The 16,164-nt window shown below is 68.1% G+C and carries 17 protein-coding genes; 9 read left to right on the forward strand and 8 right to left on the reverse strand.

The annotated features are described in order from the left end of the window. Window positions 1–313 precede the first annotated feature (313 nt). Genes AC1RM6_RS25605 through AC1RM6_RS25620 form a run of 4 tightly spaced genes read right to left on the reverse strand, consistent with a single transcriptional unit; the run spans window position 314 to window position 4,657 of the window. Entirely contained in the window at window positions 314–1,630 is a 1,317-nt protein-coding gene (locus AC1RM6_RS25605) for a DUF58 domain-containing protein (protein ID WP_493106573.1), read from the reverse strand. Further along, window positions 1,627–2,583, reverse strand: a complete 957-nt coding sequence (locus AC1RM6_RS25610) for an AAA family ATPase (protein ID WP_493106575.1) — start codon at window positions 2,581–2,583, stop codon at window positions 1,627–1,629. Before AC1RM6_RS25610 ends, AC1RM6_RS25605 begins: the two co-directional genes overlap by 4 nt. Next, a complete protein-coding gene (locus tag AC1RM6_RS25615) occupies window positions 2,580–3,839 on the reverse strand; it encodes a hypothetical protein (protein WP_493106577.1) in 1,260 nt (419 codons plus the stop codon). Before AC1RM6_RS25615 ends, AC1RM6_RS25610 begins: the two co-directional genes overlap by 4 nt. After that, on the reverse strand, window positions 3,836–4,657 hold the full coding sequence (locus tag AC1RM6_RS25620) for a DUF4129 domain-containing protein (protein WP_493106579.1): 822 nt from the start codon (window positions 4,655–4,657) through the stop codon (window positions 3,836–3,838). The genes AC1RM6_RS25615 and AC1RM6_RS25620 overlap by 4 nt, the downstream gene beginning before the upstream one ends. Window positions 4,658–4,745: 88 nt before the next feature. Here AC1RM6_RS25620 and AC1RM6_RS25625 point away from each other — a divergent pair, with 88 nt between their 5' ends. Together AC1RM6_RS25625 and AC1RM6_RS25630 are read left to right on the forward strand one after the other, a co-directional pair. Then, entirely contained in the window at window positions 4,746–5,543 is a 798-nt protein-coding gene (locus AC1RM6_RS25625) for a DUF7847 domain-containing protein (RefSeq protein ID WP_493106581.1), read from the forward strand. Then, entirely contained in the window at window positions 5,540–5,935 is a 396-nt protein-coding gene (locus AC1RM6_RS25630; protein WP_493106583.1) for a DUF1801 domain-containing protein, read from the forward strand. Before AC1RM6_RS25625 ends, AC1RM6_RS25630 begins: the two co-directional genes overlap by 4 nt. Before the next feature lie 34 nt (window positions 5,936–5,969). On the opposite strand, the gene AC1RM6_RS25635 is transcribed toward AC1RM6_RS25630, so the two are convergent. Continuing rightward, window positions 5,970–6,227 carry a hypothetical protein gene (locus AC1RM6_RS25635; protein WP_493106584.1) on the reverse strand — a complete coding sequence of 86 codons (258 nt, stop codon included), beginning with the start codon at window positions 6,225–6,227 and terminating at the stop codon, window positions 5,970–5,972. A gap of 329 nt (window positions 6,228–6,556) precedes the next feature. On the opposite strand from AC1RM6_RS25635, the gene AC1RM6_RS25640 reads away from it, so the two are divergent. The 4 genes from AC1RM6_RS25640 to AC1RM6_RS25655 all read left to right on the forward strand — a co-directional run bounded on the left by AC1RM6_RS25640 (window position 6,557) and on the right by AC1RM6_RS25655 (window position 9,213). Next, window positions 6,557–7,858, forward strand: a complete 1,302-nt coding sequence (locus tag AC1RM6_RS25640) for an Hsp70 family protein (protein ID WP_493106586.1) — start codon at window positions 6,557–6,559, stop codon at window positions 7,856–7,858. A 1-nt stretch (window position 7,859) separates the two neighbouring features. Continuing rightward, window positions 7,860–8,252 carry a ribonuclease HI family protein gene (locus tag AC1RM6_RS25645; RefSeq protein WP_493106588.1) on the forward strand — a complete coding sequence of 131 codons (393 nt, stop codon included), beginning with the start codon at window positions 7,860–7,862 and terminating at the stop codon, window positions 8,250–8,252. A 63-nt stretch (window positions 8,253–8,315) separates the two neighbouring features. Beyond that, the gene (locus AC1RM6_RS25650; RefSeq protein WP_493106590.1) at window positions 8,316–8,576 is read left to right on the forward strand and encodes a DUF6894 family protein; all 261 of its coding nucleotides are present in this window, start codon (window positions 8,316–8,318) and stop codon (window positions 8,574–8,576) included. Between the two features lie 223 nt (window positions 8,577–8,799). Next, window positions 8,800–9,213 carry an RcnB family protein gene (locus tag AC1RM6_RS25655; RefSeq protein ID WP_493106592.1) on the forward strand — a complete coding sequence of 138 codons (414 nt, stop codon included), beginning with the start codon at window positions 8,800–8,802 and terminating at the stop codon, window positions 9,211–9,213. Window positions 9,214–9,271: 58 nt separating this feature from the next. Here AC1RM6_RS25655 and AC1RM6_RS25660 read toward each other — a convergent pair whose 3' ends face one another. After that, complete coding sequence (locus AC1RM6_RS25660) at window positions 9,272–10,165, reverse strand: LysR family transcriptional regulator (RefSeq protein WP_493106594.1); 894 nt, start codon at window positions 10,163–10,165, stop codon at window positions 9,272–9,274. Between the two features lie 121 nt (window positions 10,166–10,286). Between AC1RM6_RS25660 and AC1RM6_RS25665 the strand changes: the two genes are divergently transcribed. From AC1RM6_RS25665 to AC1RM6_RS25675, 3 genes are all read left to right on the forward strand, one after another. Continuing rightward, complete coding sequence (locus AC1RM6_RS25665; protein WP_493106596.1) at window positions 10,287–11,411, forward strand: NADH-dependent flavin oxidoreductase; 1,125 nt, start codon at window positions 10,287–10,289, stop codon at window positions 11,409–11,411. A gap of 145 nt (window positions 11,412–11,556) precedes the next feature. After that, complete coding sequence (locus AC1RM6_RS25670) at window positions 11,557–12,546, forward strand: aldo/keto reductase (RefSeq protein ID WP_493106598.1); 990 nt, start codon at window positions 11,557–11,559, stop codon at window positions 12,544–12,546. Window positions 12,547–12,662: 116 nt separating this feature from the next. Beyond that, a complete protein-coding gene (locus AC1RM6_RS25675) occupies window positions 12,663–13,061 on the forward strand; it encodes an RcnB family protein (RefSeq protein ID WP_493106600.1) in 399 nt (132 codons plus the stop codon). A 246-nt stretch (window positions 13,062–13,307) separates the two neighbouring features. Here AC1RM6_RS25675 and lon read toward each other — a convergent pair whose 3' ends face one another. Beyond that, window positions 13,308–15,719 (reverse strand): endopeptidase La, encoded by a 2,412-nt coding sequence (gene lon / locus AC1RM6_RS25680; RefSeq protein ID WP_493106602.1) that lies wholly within the window; start codon window positions 15,717–15,719, stop codon window positions 13,308–13,310. Next, window positions 15,719–16,132: an Hsp20/alpha crystallin family protein gene (locus AC1RM6_RS25685; protein ID WP_493106604.1), complete on the reverse strand. Its 414-nt coding sequence runs from the start codon at window positions 16,130–16,132 to the stop codon at window positions 15,719–15,721. Before AC1RM6_RS25685 ends, lon begins: the two co-directional genes overlap by 1 nt. Window positions 16,133–16,164 lie beyond the last annotated feature (32 nt).

The following is a 16,164-nucleotide window of genomic DNA, read 5'->3' on the forward strand; positions in this document are numbered from 1 at the left end:
CTTTGGGGAGGGGCGCAGTGCGCGCCATGCCGGGGGCATGGCAAAGCGCGAAGCCGGCTGCGGAGCAGCCGCGGGCGTAGCGGTGGAGGGGTCTGCGCAACATCGACAGCGCGGAAGACCCCTCCACCATCCTGCGGCCACGGCTGCTGTGCAGCCGGCTTCGCGCTTTCACCATGCCCCCGGCATGGTGACGCACTACGCCCCCCTCCCCACGCTTCGCGTAGGGAGGATCTTCTCCGCGGCGCTTCCGGCACCCGATGTGTGCATGCGATAGCCAGCAAAGCTGGGGAGGATCTGTCGAGCGAGACGATGGTCATAGCAGGTCGCGCCTCTTGAGATCGACATAGGCCGCGGCGAGCCGGTCGGCGACCTGGTCGTGCGGGCTTTCGATGACATGGACGCCGAGATGGCGCAGCCGGCCGAGCACGATCGCCCGCTCGCGCAGCAATGCCTGGGCGGTGACCGCGCGGGTGACGTCGTCGGCGGTGTCCGGCGCCTGCTCGACGATCGCCTCGAGTTCCTCGTCGCGCAGCACCACGACCAGCAGCAGATGCTTTTCGACCAGCCGCTGAACCGCGCGGATCATGAAATCGGCCGAGGTCGGATCGGTGATCTCGGTGAGCAGCACGATCATCGACCGGCGGTGGAGCAGGGTCGCGAGCCGGGTCAGCGCGAAGCTGTGGTTGGTCTCCTCGCCGCTATAGTCGATCGTCGCGGCGAGCCGCTGCAGTTCGGCGAAGGCCGCCGAGCCCGACACCAGCCCGCTCGACAGCCGTGGCTGCGAATCGAAGGCGTGGATGCCGACCCGGTCGCCGAGCTTGAGCGCGATCCATGCCGACAGCAGCATCGCCGACACCGCGCGATCGATCCGCGGCAGCCCGGCGACCGGTTCGCTCATCAGCCGGCCGCTGTCGACCGCGAAGATCAACTGGCTGTTGCGTTCGGACCGGAATTCCTTGGCGCGCAGCTTCAGGTGGCGTGCCGACTGTTTCCAGTCGATCGCGCGCCGGTCCATCCCCGATCGAAACTCGACCAGCGCGTCGAAATCGGCGCCGTCGCCGCGGTCGAGCTGGGCGATCAGCCCCTGCAGCGCCTGGCGTTCGAAGATCTGGACGCCGCGTTCGTGGACCGGGCGGATATCGGGCAGGATCGCGGTCCGCGCGTCGCAGGCGATCTCGCGCTGCTTCCACACCATGCCGAGCGTCCCCCGCCAGCGCAGCCACAGCCGGTCGACCCGCATCGTGCCGCGCCGGACCGCGAACAGCGGCACCGTCACGCTGCCCTGCCCGGCCTCGAGCGAAAGCGCCGCGCGCCCATCATCGGCGACCTCGACCAGCGGCCCCGCGGCGAGCGCGATCTCGCAGGTGGCAGGCGGCGGCGATCCGGCGATCGCCACCGTCACCCGCGCGTCGATGTCGCCGCCGACGCTGGCGGTGCGCGGCAGGTCGATACGGATGCCGGCTTTGCCCACCCGCGACCCGGTCAGCGCATCGACCAGGCACAGGATCAGCACCGCCGCCGGCCAGGCGAGCCCGGCATACCAGCGATCGGGGAGCAGCACCGCGATCAGCAGCGCGACGGGGGCGCCCGCCCCCGCCGCGACGATCGCGCCGCGGGTGGGATAGATCAACGCGGCGCCTCGATCGTGTCGACGATCGCCATCACCACATCCTCGATCAGCCGGCCGTCGATCTCGGCCGCCGGCGACAGAATCAGCCGGTGGCGCAGCAGCGAGGGGGCGAGCGACTTGACGTCGTCGGGGATCACGAAATCGCGCCCCTCGATCGCGGCATGCGCGCGCGCCGCCCCCGCCAGCATCGCGCCGGCGCGCGGCGAGGCGCCGCTTTCGAGATCGGCGACCTCGCGGGTGCCGCGGATCAGCGCGACGATATAGTCGATCACCTCGTCGACCAGCCGCACCCGCGATACGGTGGCGATCGCATCGGCGATCAGCGGCGCACTGGCGACGGTCGCCACGCCCCAGTCGGCGGGCTGCATCGCCGACTGGCGCGCGCCATGGGTGGCGATGATCCGCCGCTCCTCGACGGCCGACGGATAGTCGACCGACTGCTTGAACAGGAAGCGGTCGAGCTGCGCCTCGGGCAGCGGATAGACGCCCTGCTGCTCGATCGGATTCTGGGTCGCGACCACCATGAAATGCTCGCCGAGCGGCAGGCTCTCGCCGTCGATCGTCACGGTGCGCTCCTGCATCGCCTCGAGCAGCGCCGCCTGGGTCTTGGGCGGGGTGCGGTTGATCTCGTCGGCGAGCAGCAGGTCGGTGAAGATCGGCCCGCGGGTCAGGGTGAAGGTCGAGGTCTGGAAGTTGAACAGATTGGCGCCGATGATGTCGCCCGGCATCAGATCCGGGGTGAACTGGATCCGCCCGAAGTTCAGCCCGACCGCCTGCGCGAAGCTGTGCGCGAGCAGGGTCTTGGCGGTGCCCGGCGGTCCTTCGAGCAGGATATGCCCGCCCGCGAACAGCGCGACCAGCATCAGATCGACGGTGCGGTCCTGGCCGACCACCGCCTTGCCGATCTCGTGCCGGATCGCCGCGGCCAGTGCCCGCACCTCTTCTATCGTCACGCCAGTTTCTCCCTGTACCAGATATGAAGCGCCTGCGCGGCGGCGACCAGCGAGGGCCGGTCGCTCGCGGCATCGGCCGCGCGGGCGAGATCGCTGAAGCGGGCATCGCCGCCCAGCCCGTCGAGATAGGCGTCGAGCGCGGCATCGCGCAGCCGCGACGGCACGCCGAAGGTCGCCGCCGCACGCTCGCGGATCACCGCGGCATAGCGGTCGCCGAGCCGGGCCTCGTAGCCCGCGCGGCGGATCATCGCCGCGCTGTTGTCGACCAGCGCGCGCTTGCCGAACGCCAGCGCGCGCGTCCGCCGCGCCGGCGCGCCGAACCGGCCGAAGGCATGGATGCCGACCAGGATCAGCACCGCGACGATCGACAGCGTCATCGCCAGGAAGGGCGGATCGAAGGCGAGCTTGAGCGGGCTCGGCGAATGGCTGAGGCCGTTGGTCGTGACGTCGAAGCCGATCGTTTCCGCACCGCCCGAATTGAGCCAATCAAGCATCGCCAACGCGGAGGCGGCCTGGTGCGCATCCTTCATCCCCTGGTTAGCAAGCAGATCGGGATCGCTCAACACATAGAGCGGCCCCCCACGCAGTTGCGCGAGGACGATCCCGCCTTGCCCATCAGTGAGCAGCGGGACGACGCCATTATTGCTCTGGCGATCACCCGGCCGCGGCTTGCGCACGGTATACCCGGCTATCACCTGGACCGGCCGCGGCGCGATAAAGGCGATCTCCCGCGGCAGATCGCCCGCGTTGACGAGCGGACGACCGCCGCTACGCCGCAGCCGGATCCTGAATTTCCACACCGGCGACAGCACCGTCTCGGGTTCGTCTCGCAGAATTGGACCGTCGCGACGCACCCAACCCTTATGATCGGGGTCCGCTGCGGTGGACCATTTGGGCAGGACGATCAGCGTAGGCTTGGCGATCCGGCTCTGTAATATGTCACCGAGCGGCACAGAACCCGATTCCGGCGTGACCACCAACAGGTCCTCGGAGTCGAAGTCATGATCCGAACGGATGATCCGCGGATGGCGCCGAGTCTCGGCCGCTAGCCGGACGATCCCGCTATAGCCGACCGCCGAGTCCGACAGCGCATGCGCGCCGCCATTGCGGCCCGAACGCAGATCGGGGGCATAGGCGCCGAGCACCAGCATGCCGGCAAAGCCGATGATGCCGATCGCCAGCAGCAGCAGCATCGTCCGCGCCCGAAACGCCTCGCCGCCGCCGTCACGCCGTCCGGGGATCGCGACGTCGCTCATCGCGGCGCCACCCATACCCGGTTCTGGGCGAAGTCCTGATAGGCCTGGCGACAACGACCCCAGTCGTCGGCATCGACCGGACGACCGCCGAACAGGCTCCGCTCGACCACCGCGGCGATGTCGGCGAACAGGGTGCGCGGACCATGCGGGATCGCGGCGTTGCCGGCGATGTCGCGCGCGGTCAGCGCGGGCCGGACCAGGTTCGGCCGCTTGCGGCCGATATCCTCGACGCTGCGGATCAGCAGATGGTGGACCGCCTCGGCGAACCGCCCTTCGCCCGCAAGCGCGTCGGCCTCCTTGAGCCAGGCGCGCGCGGGGGCGGCATCGGGGATCCAGGCCGCCGCCTCTTCGGCCTCGCCGGCGCGCGCGCGCCGCCAGGCGGGCAGGCGCCAGACCCCGCCACGCACCCGTTCATAGACCATCCAACACAGGCCGAGCGCGGCCAACGCGATCACCGACCACAGCAATATCCGCGCATAAGGCGCATCGGGCATCAGGCTGCCGATCCAGCGCAGGAAACGCCCGACCGGCCGGAACAGATCGGCGAGCCATTCACCGAGCGCCTTGAGCCAGGCCGGCGGCGGATCGGGCGGTTTCACCCCCTGCATGTCGAACTGGATCGACGGATCGGCGCGCAGCGCGCGGTGCGCCTCGGCGAACTCGCGAGCGTCGGCCGCCCGCCGGACAGCCTCGGATCTGGCGATCGCCTCTGGCGACAGTCCCGCGATGATGACCCCCGTTACGTCATGCCCGGGGAGCGCCTGCGTCGCGCGCCCGCTCCCTGACGCGATGTCTAGCGCAGCCTTGCCGCGGGGCAATGGCCAAGTTGCGATGGACTTGATCCGAAACGGACGCCAATCTGCGAATATTGCGCCGGACGCGGCGCCACCAACGGGGGAACGAACCTTGGCCAACCATGACGATTCCGATGCCCGGACGATGTCGATCGGGCGCGTTTTCAGCCTGACATTCGAGGTGATGGGCAGCAATCCGATCGCCATCTTCGGTATTGCCCTGTTGTTCGGCGTGATCCCGCAGCAGATCTGGACCTTTGCAACAGCGAGCTGGCGCCTCGGGGTCATGACCGGCGGAAGCGCAGTGGCAGGATATGGCTTTCTGTTCCTGTCGCTCGGCGGCTTCCTGATCAGCCTGATCCTCAACGCCCTGGTCCAGGCCGGCCTCGTCAAGGCCACAATCGCCCATGCCGAAGGCCGCGAGGCAAGCCTGGGCGAGTGCGTGGCCACGGGTCTGCGGTTCGCGCTGCCCTTGATCGTGATGACCATAATATTGGCGATCGGGCTGTGGATCGGGTTCATCCTCCTGTTCGTCCCCGGGGTCATCCTGCTGTTGATGTGGTCGGTTGCGACTCCCGCGCTCGTCGCCGAACGGACGGGCATATTCGGTGCGTTCGGGCGCAGCCGGGCATTGACCAGCGGCCATCGCTGGAAAATTCTCGGACTTGGGCTGGTATTGATCGTCGTCGTGCTGATCGGTGCGGCCATCACATTTGCCCTTTTGAGCCTCGTCGGAGGTGCGAGCGGTGCTCTTCAGGGCGCGGTCTCATGGGCCACGATCATCATCGGCATCCCGCTCGGCACTGTGCTCACGGCGTTCATGTCGACGATGCAGAGCGCGCTTTATATCGAACTGCGCGATGTGAAAGAGGGACCGGCGACCGAGGCGCTGATCGACATCTTCGAATGACGACCGCGGCCCCTGCCGGAATCGACGCGTTCCGGCAGGGCCTCGATCTGGCGACTTTGGCGACGGTCGATGCGCTGCGCGCGTTGATCATCGCGGCACACCCAGGGCTGGTCGAAGAGATCAAATGGAACGCGCCGAGCTTTCGCGACGGCGACGTGCACCGGCTGACGCTGGGCCTCGAACGCAAGGGCGGGGTGCGGGTCGTGCTCCACCGCGGGGCGAAGCCGAAGGGTGCCGGCGGCTTCGCCTTCGCCGATCCCGACCGGCTCGCGACATGGCCCGCGGCCGATCGCGGGGTGGTGGTGGTGCGCGATGCCGATGCGGTCGTGGCGAAGGCGGTCGCGCTGCAGGCGCTGTTCGCGCGTTGGGTGGAAGCGACCGCGAACGTCTGAAAAGATCGTCGCCCCGGCGACGGTTTGGCAGCGATCAGCGGATGATGCGGGTCAATCGGATGGCCGGCGCGGTACCCCGCCGGCGCGCGGCGAAGGCAACGGTCGCACAGCCGAGCAGCAGCAGGAACCAGCTGACATGTTCGGGCGCGGCGTCCGCCTGGAACGAAGCGAAGTCGAGACCCCAGCCGGCGAGCGGATCGACCCCGGCCGTCATCGCCGCACCGGCGACCAGCCCCCCGACCATCAAGGCGATGACGGCGACGATGCCGCACAGGCGAAGTCCAGATCGCATATCGCACCTCGAACATCGCGACCGGCCCTTGCCCCCGCCCAGGTCCCCCGGGCCGCCGATCGACAGCATCTGGCTATCAAGATGACGAAATATTTACCATGTTTTCAGATGAAGCCGCCCGGAAAATGGCGGAAATTTGCGATAATTTACAATTGCGCGACAACGCAATCGTTGCCGCCAGGACGCTATCGTCGAACGCAGCCCGACCGGGGCTGGCGACGATGGCGAAACGAATCATGAATCGTCGCGACGCACGCGCACCGGCGTTGACCCGGGCGCCCCTCTCCGCCATAGCCGCGCGCCCTGCCCCCAGCCCCGATCGGACGACGATGCCCGGAACCCCAGACAGTGCCGCGCTCGGCATCGATTTCGGCACGACCAACAGCGTGGTCGCGCTGGCGGGTGCCGACGGGGTGTCCGAACTCGTCGAGATGAAGGGCACGGCGGCGGCCGGGCCGGTGTTCCGATCGGCGCTGTGCTTCTGGCATGACGAGGATGTGCGCGGCGGGCTGGCGCACGAAGCGGGGCCCTGGGCGATCGAGGAATATCTCGAATATCCCGAGGACAGCCGCTTCATCCAGTCGTTCAAGACGGTCGCGGCGAGCCCGGCGTTCGAACAGGCATCGGTGTTCGACAAGCGCTTCCGCTTCGAGGATCTCGGCCGGATGTTCCTCGACCGGATGGTCGCGCATGCCGGCGGCGCGCTGAACGATCGCCCGCAGCGGATCGTCGTCGGGCGCCCGGTCGAATATGCCGGCGGCCGCCCCGACCCGAAGCTGGCGCGCGAACGCTACGACCTGATGTTCGCGCAGTTCGGCAAGGAGATCCATTACGTCTATGAGCCGCTGGGCGCGGCATTCAGCTTCGCGTCGCGGCTGACCGAACCGGCGACGATCCTGGTCGGCGATTTCGGCGGCGGTACCAGCGACTTCTCGATCGTGCGGATCGCCGCCCCCGGCGCGGCGCGGCGCTGCGTCCCGCTCGCCTCGGCCGGCGTCGGCATCGCCGGCGACCGCTTCGACTACCGGATCATGGACCGGCTGGTGCTGCCGATGCTCGGCAAGGGCGGCAGCTACAAATCGTTCGACAAGGAACTCGAGATCCCGCGCAGCTGGTTCGCCGATTTCGCCGACTGGTCGCGGCTCGCGCTGATGCGCAACCGCAAGACGATGGCCGAACTCGCCCGGCTTCAGAAGACCGCGACCGACCCGGCGGCGATCGGGCGGATGATCGCGGTGATCGAGAATGAACTGGGCTATCCGCTCTACGACGCGGTCGGCAGCCTGAAGCGCGAACTGTCGAGCGCGACCAGCGCCGGCTTCCGTTTCGACGGTGCCGGGCTGACGATCGAGGCCGAGGTGACGCGGGCCGACTTCGAGGGCTGGATCGCCGACGACCTGCGGCTGATCGAGGGCGCGATCGACCAGGCGCTCGTCAAGGCCGCAATCGAGCCGCAGGCGATCGACCGGGTGTTCCTCACCGGCGGCTCCTCGCTGATCCCGGCGATCCGGCGGATCTTCGACACACGCTTCGGCGCGGAGAGGATCGCGACCGGCGGCGAGTTGACCTCGATCGCGCATGGGCTCGCGCTGATCGGCCAGCAGGACGATCTGGCGGGCTGGAGCGCCTGACATGGCGCAAGGATCCGACCGGCTGCGGATCTTCTTCGACGGCGGCGCCCGGCCCAATCCCGGGCCGATGGAAATCGCGGTGCTGATCCGCGGCGTCGCGACGATCCGCCGCGACATCGGCGTCGGCACCAACAACGACGCCGAATGGCTGGCGCTGATCGCCGCGACCGAAATCGCGGTCGCGCTCGGCGCCGACGATGTCGAGTTCGTCGGCGACGCCGCGCTGGTGGTCAACCAGGCGACCGGCGCCTGGAAATGCCGCGGCGAGGCGCTGCAGGCGCATCTCGCGGCATGGCGCGCGCTGGCAGAGAAGATCGGGCGGGTGCGGGTGCGGCATGTCGCGCGCTCTCATAATCTCGCGGGAATCGCGCTGGCCAAGGGCCATCCGCGCTAAAGCCTTTGTTGCCAATGTGTTGCAGTGCACGCAACGTCGCGGATTCCGCGGCGTTCTGGCTCCATGGCGCTTTATTATTTCCATCAGAAAGACGGCGAGGAAATCCTCGATCCCGAGGGCATCGACCTCCCCGACCTCGAAGCGGTGCGCCACGAGGCGATCCGCGGCGCGCGCGAGATATTGGGCGAGGATCTGCGCAACGGCATGTTCGACCTGCGCTGGCGCTTCGAGATCGTCGACGAGGTCGGCCGGCTGGTGATGGTGGTGCCGTTCAGCGACGCGGTCGACCTCTCACGGATCAGCCCGCACCGGCGCGACGTCTGATACCGACAGCCGAAACGCCAGGCTCTCTTCCGTTCGTGTCGAGCGAAGTCGAGACACCACGCGATGGCGGCGCATGGTGTCTCGACTTCGCTCGACACGAACGGACAGGAAAGTAGACCGATACAATTTGCGACACTTATCCGCGAAAGCCGACAAACTGTCGCGACAGGCGGGGCCCATCTTCAGATCAACGCCGCTGATGGCGCCCAACTGGAGAAGCCCCATGAAGAAGTTCATCCTCGCCGCCCTCGCTGCGACCACCCTCGCCACCCCGGTCCTCGCCGCCCCCTGGCAGGGCCAGGACGACCGCGGCCGCCAGGAGCAGCGCTACGACAATGGCCGTCACGACAATGATCGTCGTGACAATGGCCGCTACGACAACCGGAACGACCGCCGTGACGACCGTCGTTACGACCGCAACGATCGCGGCCCGCAGCGGATCGAGTATCGCCGCTGGAGCAAGGGGCAGCGCTTCGACAGCCGCTATGCCCAGAATTACCGGGTGATCGACGCCCGCGCCTATCGCCTCCACGACGCCCCCCGCGGCTATCGCTGGGTCCGGTCGGGCAACGACGCGGTGCTGATCGGCATCACCACCGGCCTCGTCGCCGCAGTGATGGCGGGTGCGATCCACTAAGAGGAGCGCAAATCCTGTCAGCGGCGGGCCTCGGAGCGAAAGCTCCGGGGCCTTTCGCCTATCCGCGATAGCGAAGTGTCTCGACGATCAGCGAGAATGCCGGCGTCGGCTGCCTGCGGCTTGGATAATAGAGATGATATCCGGGATAATAGGGACACCAGTCCTCGAGCACCCTGACCAGTTCGCCGCTCGCCAGCCAGGGTGCGACATAGTCCTGGGGCAGGTTGACCAGACCCAGGCCATCGAGCGCCGCGGCGCGCATCATCGCGATGTCGTTGAACGCGAGCGGCCCGTCGACCCGGACTTTCGGCGCCCGGCCGCGCTTCTCGAACTCCCAGATATAATGACCGCGCAGGTTCGACAGCCACAGGTTGATGCAGCGATGGCCGACGAGATCCTGCGGCACCACCGGACGCGGATGCTGCGCGAAATAGGCCGGCGATCCCACCACCGCCTGCCGCATGTCGGGGGCGATCCGCACCGCGATCATATCCTTGTCGACATGTTCGCCGAGCCGGACGCCCGCATCGAAACGGTCGGCGACGATGTCGACGAGCCCATAGTCGACGACGATCTCGACGCCGATGTCGGGAAATGCGGGCAACAGCGCCTTCAGCGCCGGATAGAGGATCGCCTCGGCGGCATGCTCGACCGCATTGATCCGGATCGTTCCCGACGGCGTCTCGCGCAGTTCGGTCAGCGTCGCCAGCTTCGCGTCGAGATCGGCCAGGGCCGGCGCCAGCGTCTCGAGCAGCCGCTCGCCGGCCTCGGTCGGCGCGACGCTGCGGGTGGTCCGGGTCAGCAGGCGCAGGCCGAGGCGCGCCTCGAGCCGGCGCATGATCTGGCTCAACGCCGATTGCGACATGCCCAACCGGACCGCGGCGCGGGTGAAATTGCGCTCCTCCGCCACCGCCAGGAAGGCGGTGAGATCGGCCATCTCCTCGCGCCGCATTAAGAAGCCTCACTTATAGGTTCATGCACGGCACTGCATCTAATCGCTGGAACGGCGAAGGTCTATCTCGGCCTCATGATCGGCGGCCGCATCGGGCAGCCGCGACGGAGAACCCGAAATCATGGAATCGAGCAGGCTTTTCGAGCCGGTCGCGATCGGCGGCATCACCCTGCACAACCGCATCGCGATGGCGCCGATGACGAGTTGGGCGGCGCATGACGACGGCACCGTGTCGGACGACGAGGACGCCTATTATCGGCGCCGCGCCGGCGGGGTCGGGTTGGTCATCACCGGCTGCAGCCATGTCCAGGCCAATGGCGTGGGCTTTACCGGCGAATTCTCGGCCGACGAGGATCGCTTCATCCCCAGCCTCGCCCGGCTGGCGACCGCGGCGAAGAGCGGCGGCGCGCCAGCGATCCTCCAGATCTTCCATGCCGGGGTGAAGACGCGCCCCGAGCTGGTGTCGGATGTCGTCGCGGCGAGCGCGGTTCCCGGCGAACCCGGCCCGTTCGTACCGTCGCTGATGCCGCGCGCGCTGACCGAGCCTGAAATCCACGCGATCGTCGATGCGTTCGGGCAGGCGACCCGGCGCGCGATCGCCGCCGGCTTCGACGGGGTCGAGCTCCACGGCGCGCATGGCTTCCTGGTCCAGAATTTCCTCTCGCCGCATTTCAATCGTCGCGAGGACGCGTGGGGCGGCAGCCTCGCCGGACGGATGCGCTTCGCGCTCGCTATCGTCGCCGAGATGCGCCGGGCGATCGCAGCGCATGCCGATCGCCCCTTCCTGCTCGGCTACCGGCTGTCGCCCGACGAGCCCGATGCGGATGGCCTGCGCATCACGGATTCGCTGGCGCTGGTCGATCGCCTGATCGCCGGCGGGATCGACTATCTCCATGCGTCGCTGGCGAGCGCACTCGAAACGACACCCGTCGACGCGGTCGACGGCCGCGCCATCGTCGACATTCTCGTCGACCATGTCGCGGGACGCGTACCGATCATCGCCGCCGGGCAGATCAGGTCGCCCGATCAGGCGGTTCGCGCGCTCGATCGGGGGCTATCGCTGGTGGCGATCGGCCAAGCGCTGGTGATGAACCCCGACTGGGTCGACCTCGTCCGGCAGGGGCGCAGCGATGCCATCACGCAGATGCTCGATCCCGCCGACATCGCGACGCTCGGCATTCCCCCGAAACTTTGGACGGTCATCGCGGCGACACCCGGATGGTTCGATGTCCGATCGGCGGCCTGATCGCATGACCGAAGCGAACATCAACGACCGCCCCGATATCGGCCGTCGCCATTTCACCGCCGGAGCGGCCCTCGCGGCCGCCACCCTGCCCTTCGCGTCATGGTCGCCTGCCGCGGCCACGCCCCGTCTTCGAGGAGATCAGCAGATGATGACACGCAAGCTCGGGACGCTCGCCGTCTCGCAACTCGGTGCGGGGTGCATGAGCATCAGCGCCAATTACGGCCCGCCCGCCGATCGCCGCCAAGGCATCGCCACCCTGCGCGCAGCGCATGAGCGCGGGGTGACCTTCTTCGACACCGCCGAGGTCTATGGTCCCTACACCAACGAGGCGCTGGTCGGCGAAGCGCTGGCGCCGATCCGCGACGAGGTCGTCATCGCGACCAAGTTCGGCTTCGAACTCGAGGACGAGGCGGGCGGGCTCAACAGCCGGCCCGAGCGGATCCGCAAGGTCGTCGAACAATCGCTGCAGCGGCTGCGGACCGATCGCATCGATCTCTATTATCAGCACCGCGTCGATCCCGCGGTGCCGATCGAGGAGGTCGCGGGCACGATCGGCGAGCTGATCCGCGAGGGCAAGCTGCTGCATTTTGGCCTGTCCGAAGCCAGCGCGGCGACGATCCGCCGCGCGCATGCGGTGCAGCCGGTGACCGCGGTCCAGACCGAATATTCGCTGATGGAGCGCGATCCCGAACGCAACGGCGTGCTCGACATCTGCGAGGAGCTGGGAATCGGCTTCGTGCCATGGGGGCCGGTCGGCATGGGTTTCCTCACCGGTACGATGAACGCACGGACCAGGCTCGATCCGAAGACCGATCTGCGATCTGGATTCGACCGCTTCACCCCCCAGGCGATGGCCGCCAATCAGCCGATCGTCGATCTTGTCGCGCGCTTCGCGGCAGACAGGCAGGCGACGCCGGCGCAGATCGCGCTCGCGTGGCTGATGGCGCGAAAGCCGTGGATCGTGCCGATCCCGGGAACCCGCAGCGAGCAACATCTGCACGAAAATCTCGGTGCGCTCGACATCGTGCTGACCGCCGACGACCTGGGTGAAATCGATCGGGCCTTGACCGGCGTGGTCGTCAGCGGTGGCCGGATGAACGCGGCGCAGATGCGGATCGTCGATCGCAGCGCCTGATCGGGGTCGCGCGATACATTCTGCGACAATTTCACCGGGGATCGGACAAACTGTCGCGACAGGCGAGGCCCATCTTCAGATCAACGCCGCTGATGGCGCCCAACTGGAGAAGACCCATGAACAAGTTCATCCTCGCCGCGCTCTCTGCCACCACCCTGGCGACGCCGGTCCTCGCAGCCCCGTACCAGGGCCATGACGACCGCGGTCGCCAAGAGCAGCGCTACGACAATGGCCGTCATGACGATCGCGGCAACCGGTACGACGATCGGCGCTACGACAATCGTAACGATGGGCGCAACGACCGCGGACCGCAGCGGATCGAGTATCGCCGCTGGAACCAGGGTCAGCGCTTCGACAGCCGCTATGCCCAGAATTACCGGGTGATCGATGCCCGCGCCTATCGACTCCACGACGCCCCCCGCGGCTATCGCTGGGTCCGGTCGGGCAACGACGCGGTGATGATCGGCCTCACCACCGGCCTCGTCGCCGCGGTACTGGCGGGCGCAATCAACTGACAGGCGGTCAAGCCGTCAGCGGGAGGCCCCGGAGCGCAAGTTCCGGGGCCTTTTGCTGTTTGTGCGCTTTCCCCCTTCCCCGTCACCCCAGCGCAGGCTGGGGTCCATGGCTATCGCCACAAATGGTGACGGCGACGGTGGAGAAGCACCGCTTCTCAACGGTTTCGATGGAAGCTCCACGACAACTCGCGACGCACCAACCAGGGTCCCAGCCTGCGCTAGGACGACGGTGGAGAGGTCAGGCCTCTACGCCGGATCGAGGCCATGCTCCAATGCGTCCTCGACCTTTTCGAGCCAGACGAACTCGAGCTTGCCGCGAGCGTTCTCCGGGATGTCGTCATAGTCGCGGCGGTTGCGCGCCGGCAGCATGACCCGGGTGATGCCAGCACCGGCGGCGGCGACGACCTTTTCCTTGATGCCGCCGACCGGCAATACCAGCCCGCGCAGCGAGATCTCGCCGGTCATCGCGGTGTCGCTGCGCACGGTGCGCCCGGTCAGCAGCGAAGTCAGCGCCATGAACATCGCCACGCCCGCGCTCGGCCCGTCCTTCGGGGTCGCGCCGGCGGGGACGTGGACATGGATATCGCTCTTGTCGAGCAGCCCGGCATCGATGCCAAGCGCCTCGGCGCGCGACTTGACGAGGGTCAGCGCGGCCTGCGCGCTTTCCTTCATCACGTCGCCGAGCTGGCCGGTGAGGATCAGCCGGCCGCTGCCCGCCATCTTCGTCGCCTCGATGAACAATATGTCGCCGCCGACCGGGGTCCAGGCGAGCCCGGTCGAGACGCCGGGCACGCTGGTACGCTGCGCGACCTCATTCTCGAAGCGCGGCTGACCGAGGCTCTCGACGATGTCGCCGGCGCCGATCGTCACATGATCGGCGCTGCCGTCGGCGATCCGCACCGCGGCGTGGCGCAGCGTCTGGCCGATCTCACGCTCGAGATTGCGCACCCCCGCTTCGCGGGTATAGCCGGCGATGATCGCCGCCAGTGCGGCATCGTCGATCTCGACCTGCCCTTTCGCGACGCCGTTCGCCCCGAGCTGGCGCGGCACCAGATAATTGTGCGCGATGTGGAGCTTCTCCTCCTGGGTGTAGCCCGCGAGCGAGATGATCTCCATGCGGTCGCGCAGCGGCCCCGGGATCGAATCGAGCATGTTGGCGGTGGCGATGAACACCACCCGGCTGAGATCGAACGGCACGCCGAGATAATTGTCGCGGAATGTCCCGTTCTGCTCGGGGTCGAGCACTTCGAGCATCGCCGAGGCCGGATCGCCCTGGGCGCTCTGGCCGAGCTTGTCGATCTCGTCGAGCATCATCACGCAGTCGCGGGTGCCGGCCTTGCGGATCCCCTGGAGGATGTTGCCGGGCAGCGCGCCGATATAGGTGCGCCGGTGGCCGCGGATCTCGGCCTCGTCATGGACGCCGCCCAGGCTGACGCGGACGAACTTGCGCCCCATCGCCTTGGCGATCGACTGGCCGAGCGAGGTCTTGCCGACCCCGGGCGGGCCCGCGAAGCACAGGATCGGCGCCTTGCTGTCGGGCGCGAGCTTGCGCACCGCCAGATATTCGACGATCCGCCGCTTGATCTTGTCGAGGCCATAATGGTCGCTGTCGAGCTGCTTGCGCGCCTCGGCGATGTCGATCGGCCTGGTCTCGGGCAAGGCCCAGGGCAGTTCGATCATCCAGTCGAGCCAATTGCGGATCGTGCCATGTTCGGCCGCGCCCTCGGGCATGCGTTCGAGCCGGCGCAGTTCCTTGCGGGCCTGCGCCTCGACCTCCTCGGGCATGCCGGCCTTGGCGATCGCCGCGGTCAGGTCGGCGATCTCGGCGGTCTTGCCTTCGTCCTCGCCGAGTTGCTTCTGGATCGCCGCCATCTGCTCGCGCAGCAGCACCTCGCGCTGGCGGTTGCCCAGACTGGCCTGGACGTCGCGACCGATTTCGGCGGTCAGGCGCAGCACCTGCAGCCGTTCGGCGAGCAGCCGCGACACACGGTCGAGCCGCGGTTCGAGCGCCAGCGTCTCGAGCAGTTCCTGCTTCTGGACCGGGCTGATGTCGAGATAGGCCGCGACCATGTCGGCCAGCGCCGCTGCCGACGTGATCCCGCGGATCGCATCGGCGAGCCCCTGCGGGGCCTGGGGCAGCAGCTCGACCGTCTCGAGCGCCTGGCCGCGCAGATGGAGCAGCCGCGCCTCGGCCTCGTTGCCCTTGGTCTCGGGCTCTTCGAGCCGTTCGATCCGGGCGACCATGTGCGGCCAGCCGCTGAGGAACTCGACGACGCGGAAGCGCGCCTCGCCCTGCAGGATCAGGTGATGCTTGTCCTCGGCGCCGGTGACGTAGCGCAGCAGATTGGCGACGGTGCCGATCCGGTGCATGTCGAGCGCGCCGGGATGGTCGAGCGTACCGTCGCGCTGCATCAGCACGCCGACCGGCTTGCCGGTGCGCACCGCCGCCTGCGCGGCCTCGATCGATTCCGGCCGATCGATCGACAGCGGCAGCACCATCTCGGGAAACATCACGAAATCGCGCACCGGCACGATGATGATCGCGTCGGCGGGCAGCTCGCGCTCGGGCGCAGCGGCATTACCGGCGGTCGGGGCGGGTGCGGCGGTGTTGGACGCGAACGGCTTCACGGGTGCGTCCGTCAGTATCTGGTCGTTCATTACCGGCCTCCCGCCTTGTGCAATGTTATCAACAGGCAGCCATGGACCACCGACCGGCGGACCGCGTCATAGCGGCCGGCGGGCAGCGGCAGCCGCCGTTCGAACCGGCCCTGGGGCAGTTCGAGCCGGTGGATCTTCGCGGTGCGCAGCTCGGGCGGCAGGATGCGGTGGCCGCTGACCAGCAGCACGCCGTCCTCGATGACCGCGTCGACATGGTCGGGATCGACCCCGGGCAGCGAGATCAGCACCAGCACGCCCTGATCGGTTTCGAGCATGTCGACCGGCGGTTCCCAGATCGGGCCGCGGCCCGACGGGCGGTTGGGGGCGAAATCGCGGCGGTGCAGCCGCTCCATCCGATCGATCAGTTCGACCGCATCGGACCACATGAAATCGCGCGAACGGGGGAAACTCATGGTTCTCTTCTCCGGCGCCGGCCGCGCTCGCT

This window comes from Rhizorhabdus sp. GW822-FHT03C02 (assembly GCF_058801765.1).

Bases quoted from the DNA above. Each gene is read 5' to 3' on its own strand.
- AC1RM6_RS25615 (WP_493106577.1), bottom strand. From the start codon at position 3,839: ATGAGCGACGTCGCGATCCCCGGACGGCGTGACGGCGGCGGCGAGGCG.
- AC1RM6_RS25630 (WP_493106583.1), top strand. From the start codon at position 5,540: ATGACGACCGCGGCCCCTGCCGGAATCGACGCGTTCCGGCAGGGCCTC.
- AC1RM6_RS25635 (WP_493106584.1), bottom strand. From the start codon at position 6,227: ATGCGATCTGGACTTCGCCTGTGCGGCATCGTCGCCGTCATCGCCTTG.
- AC1RM6_RS25640 (WP_493106586.1), top strand. From the start codon at position 6,557: ATGCCCGGAACCCCAGACAGTGCCGCGCTCGGCATCGATTTCGGCACG.
- AC1RM6_RS25645 (WP_493106588.1), top strand. From the start codon at position 7,860: ATGGCGCAAGGATCCGACCGGCTGCGGATCTTCTTCGACGGCGGCGCC.
- AC1RM6_RS25650 (WP_493106590.1), top strand. From the start codon at position 8,316: ATGGCGCTTTATTATTTCCATCAGAAAGACGGCGAGGAAATCCTCGAT.
- AC1RM6_RS25655 (WP_493106592.1), top strand. From the start codon at position 8,800: ATGAAGAAGTTCATCCTCGCCGCCCTCGCTGCGACCACCCTCGCCACC.
- AC1RM6_RS25660 (WP_493106594.1), bottom strand. From the start codon at position 10,165: ATGCGGCGCGAGGAGATGGCCGATCTCACCGCCTTCCTGGCGGTGGCG.
- AC1RM6_RS25665 (WP_493106596.1), top strand. From the start codon at position 10,287: ATGGAATCGAGCAGGCTTTTCGAGCCGGTCGCGATCGGCGGCATCACC.
- AC1RM6_RS25670 (WP_493106598.1), top strand. From the start codon at position 11,557: ATGATGACACGCAAGCTCGGGACGCTCGCCGTCTCGCAACTCGGTGCG.
- AC1RM6_RS25675 (WP_493106600.1), top strand. From the start codon at position 12,663: ATGAACAAGTTCATCCTCGCCGCGCTCTCTGCCACCACCCTGGCGACG.
- lon (WP_493106602.1), bottom strand. From the start codon at position 15,719: ATGAACGACCAGATACTGACGGACGCACCCGTGAAGCCGTTCGCGTCC.
- AC1RM6_RS25685 (WP_493106604.1), bottom strand. From the start codon at position 16,132: ATGAGTTTCCCCCGTTCGCGCGATTTCATGTGGTCCGATGCGGTCGAA.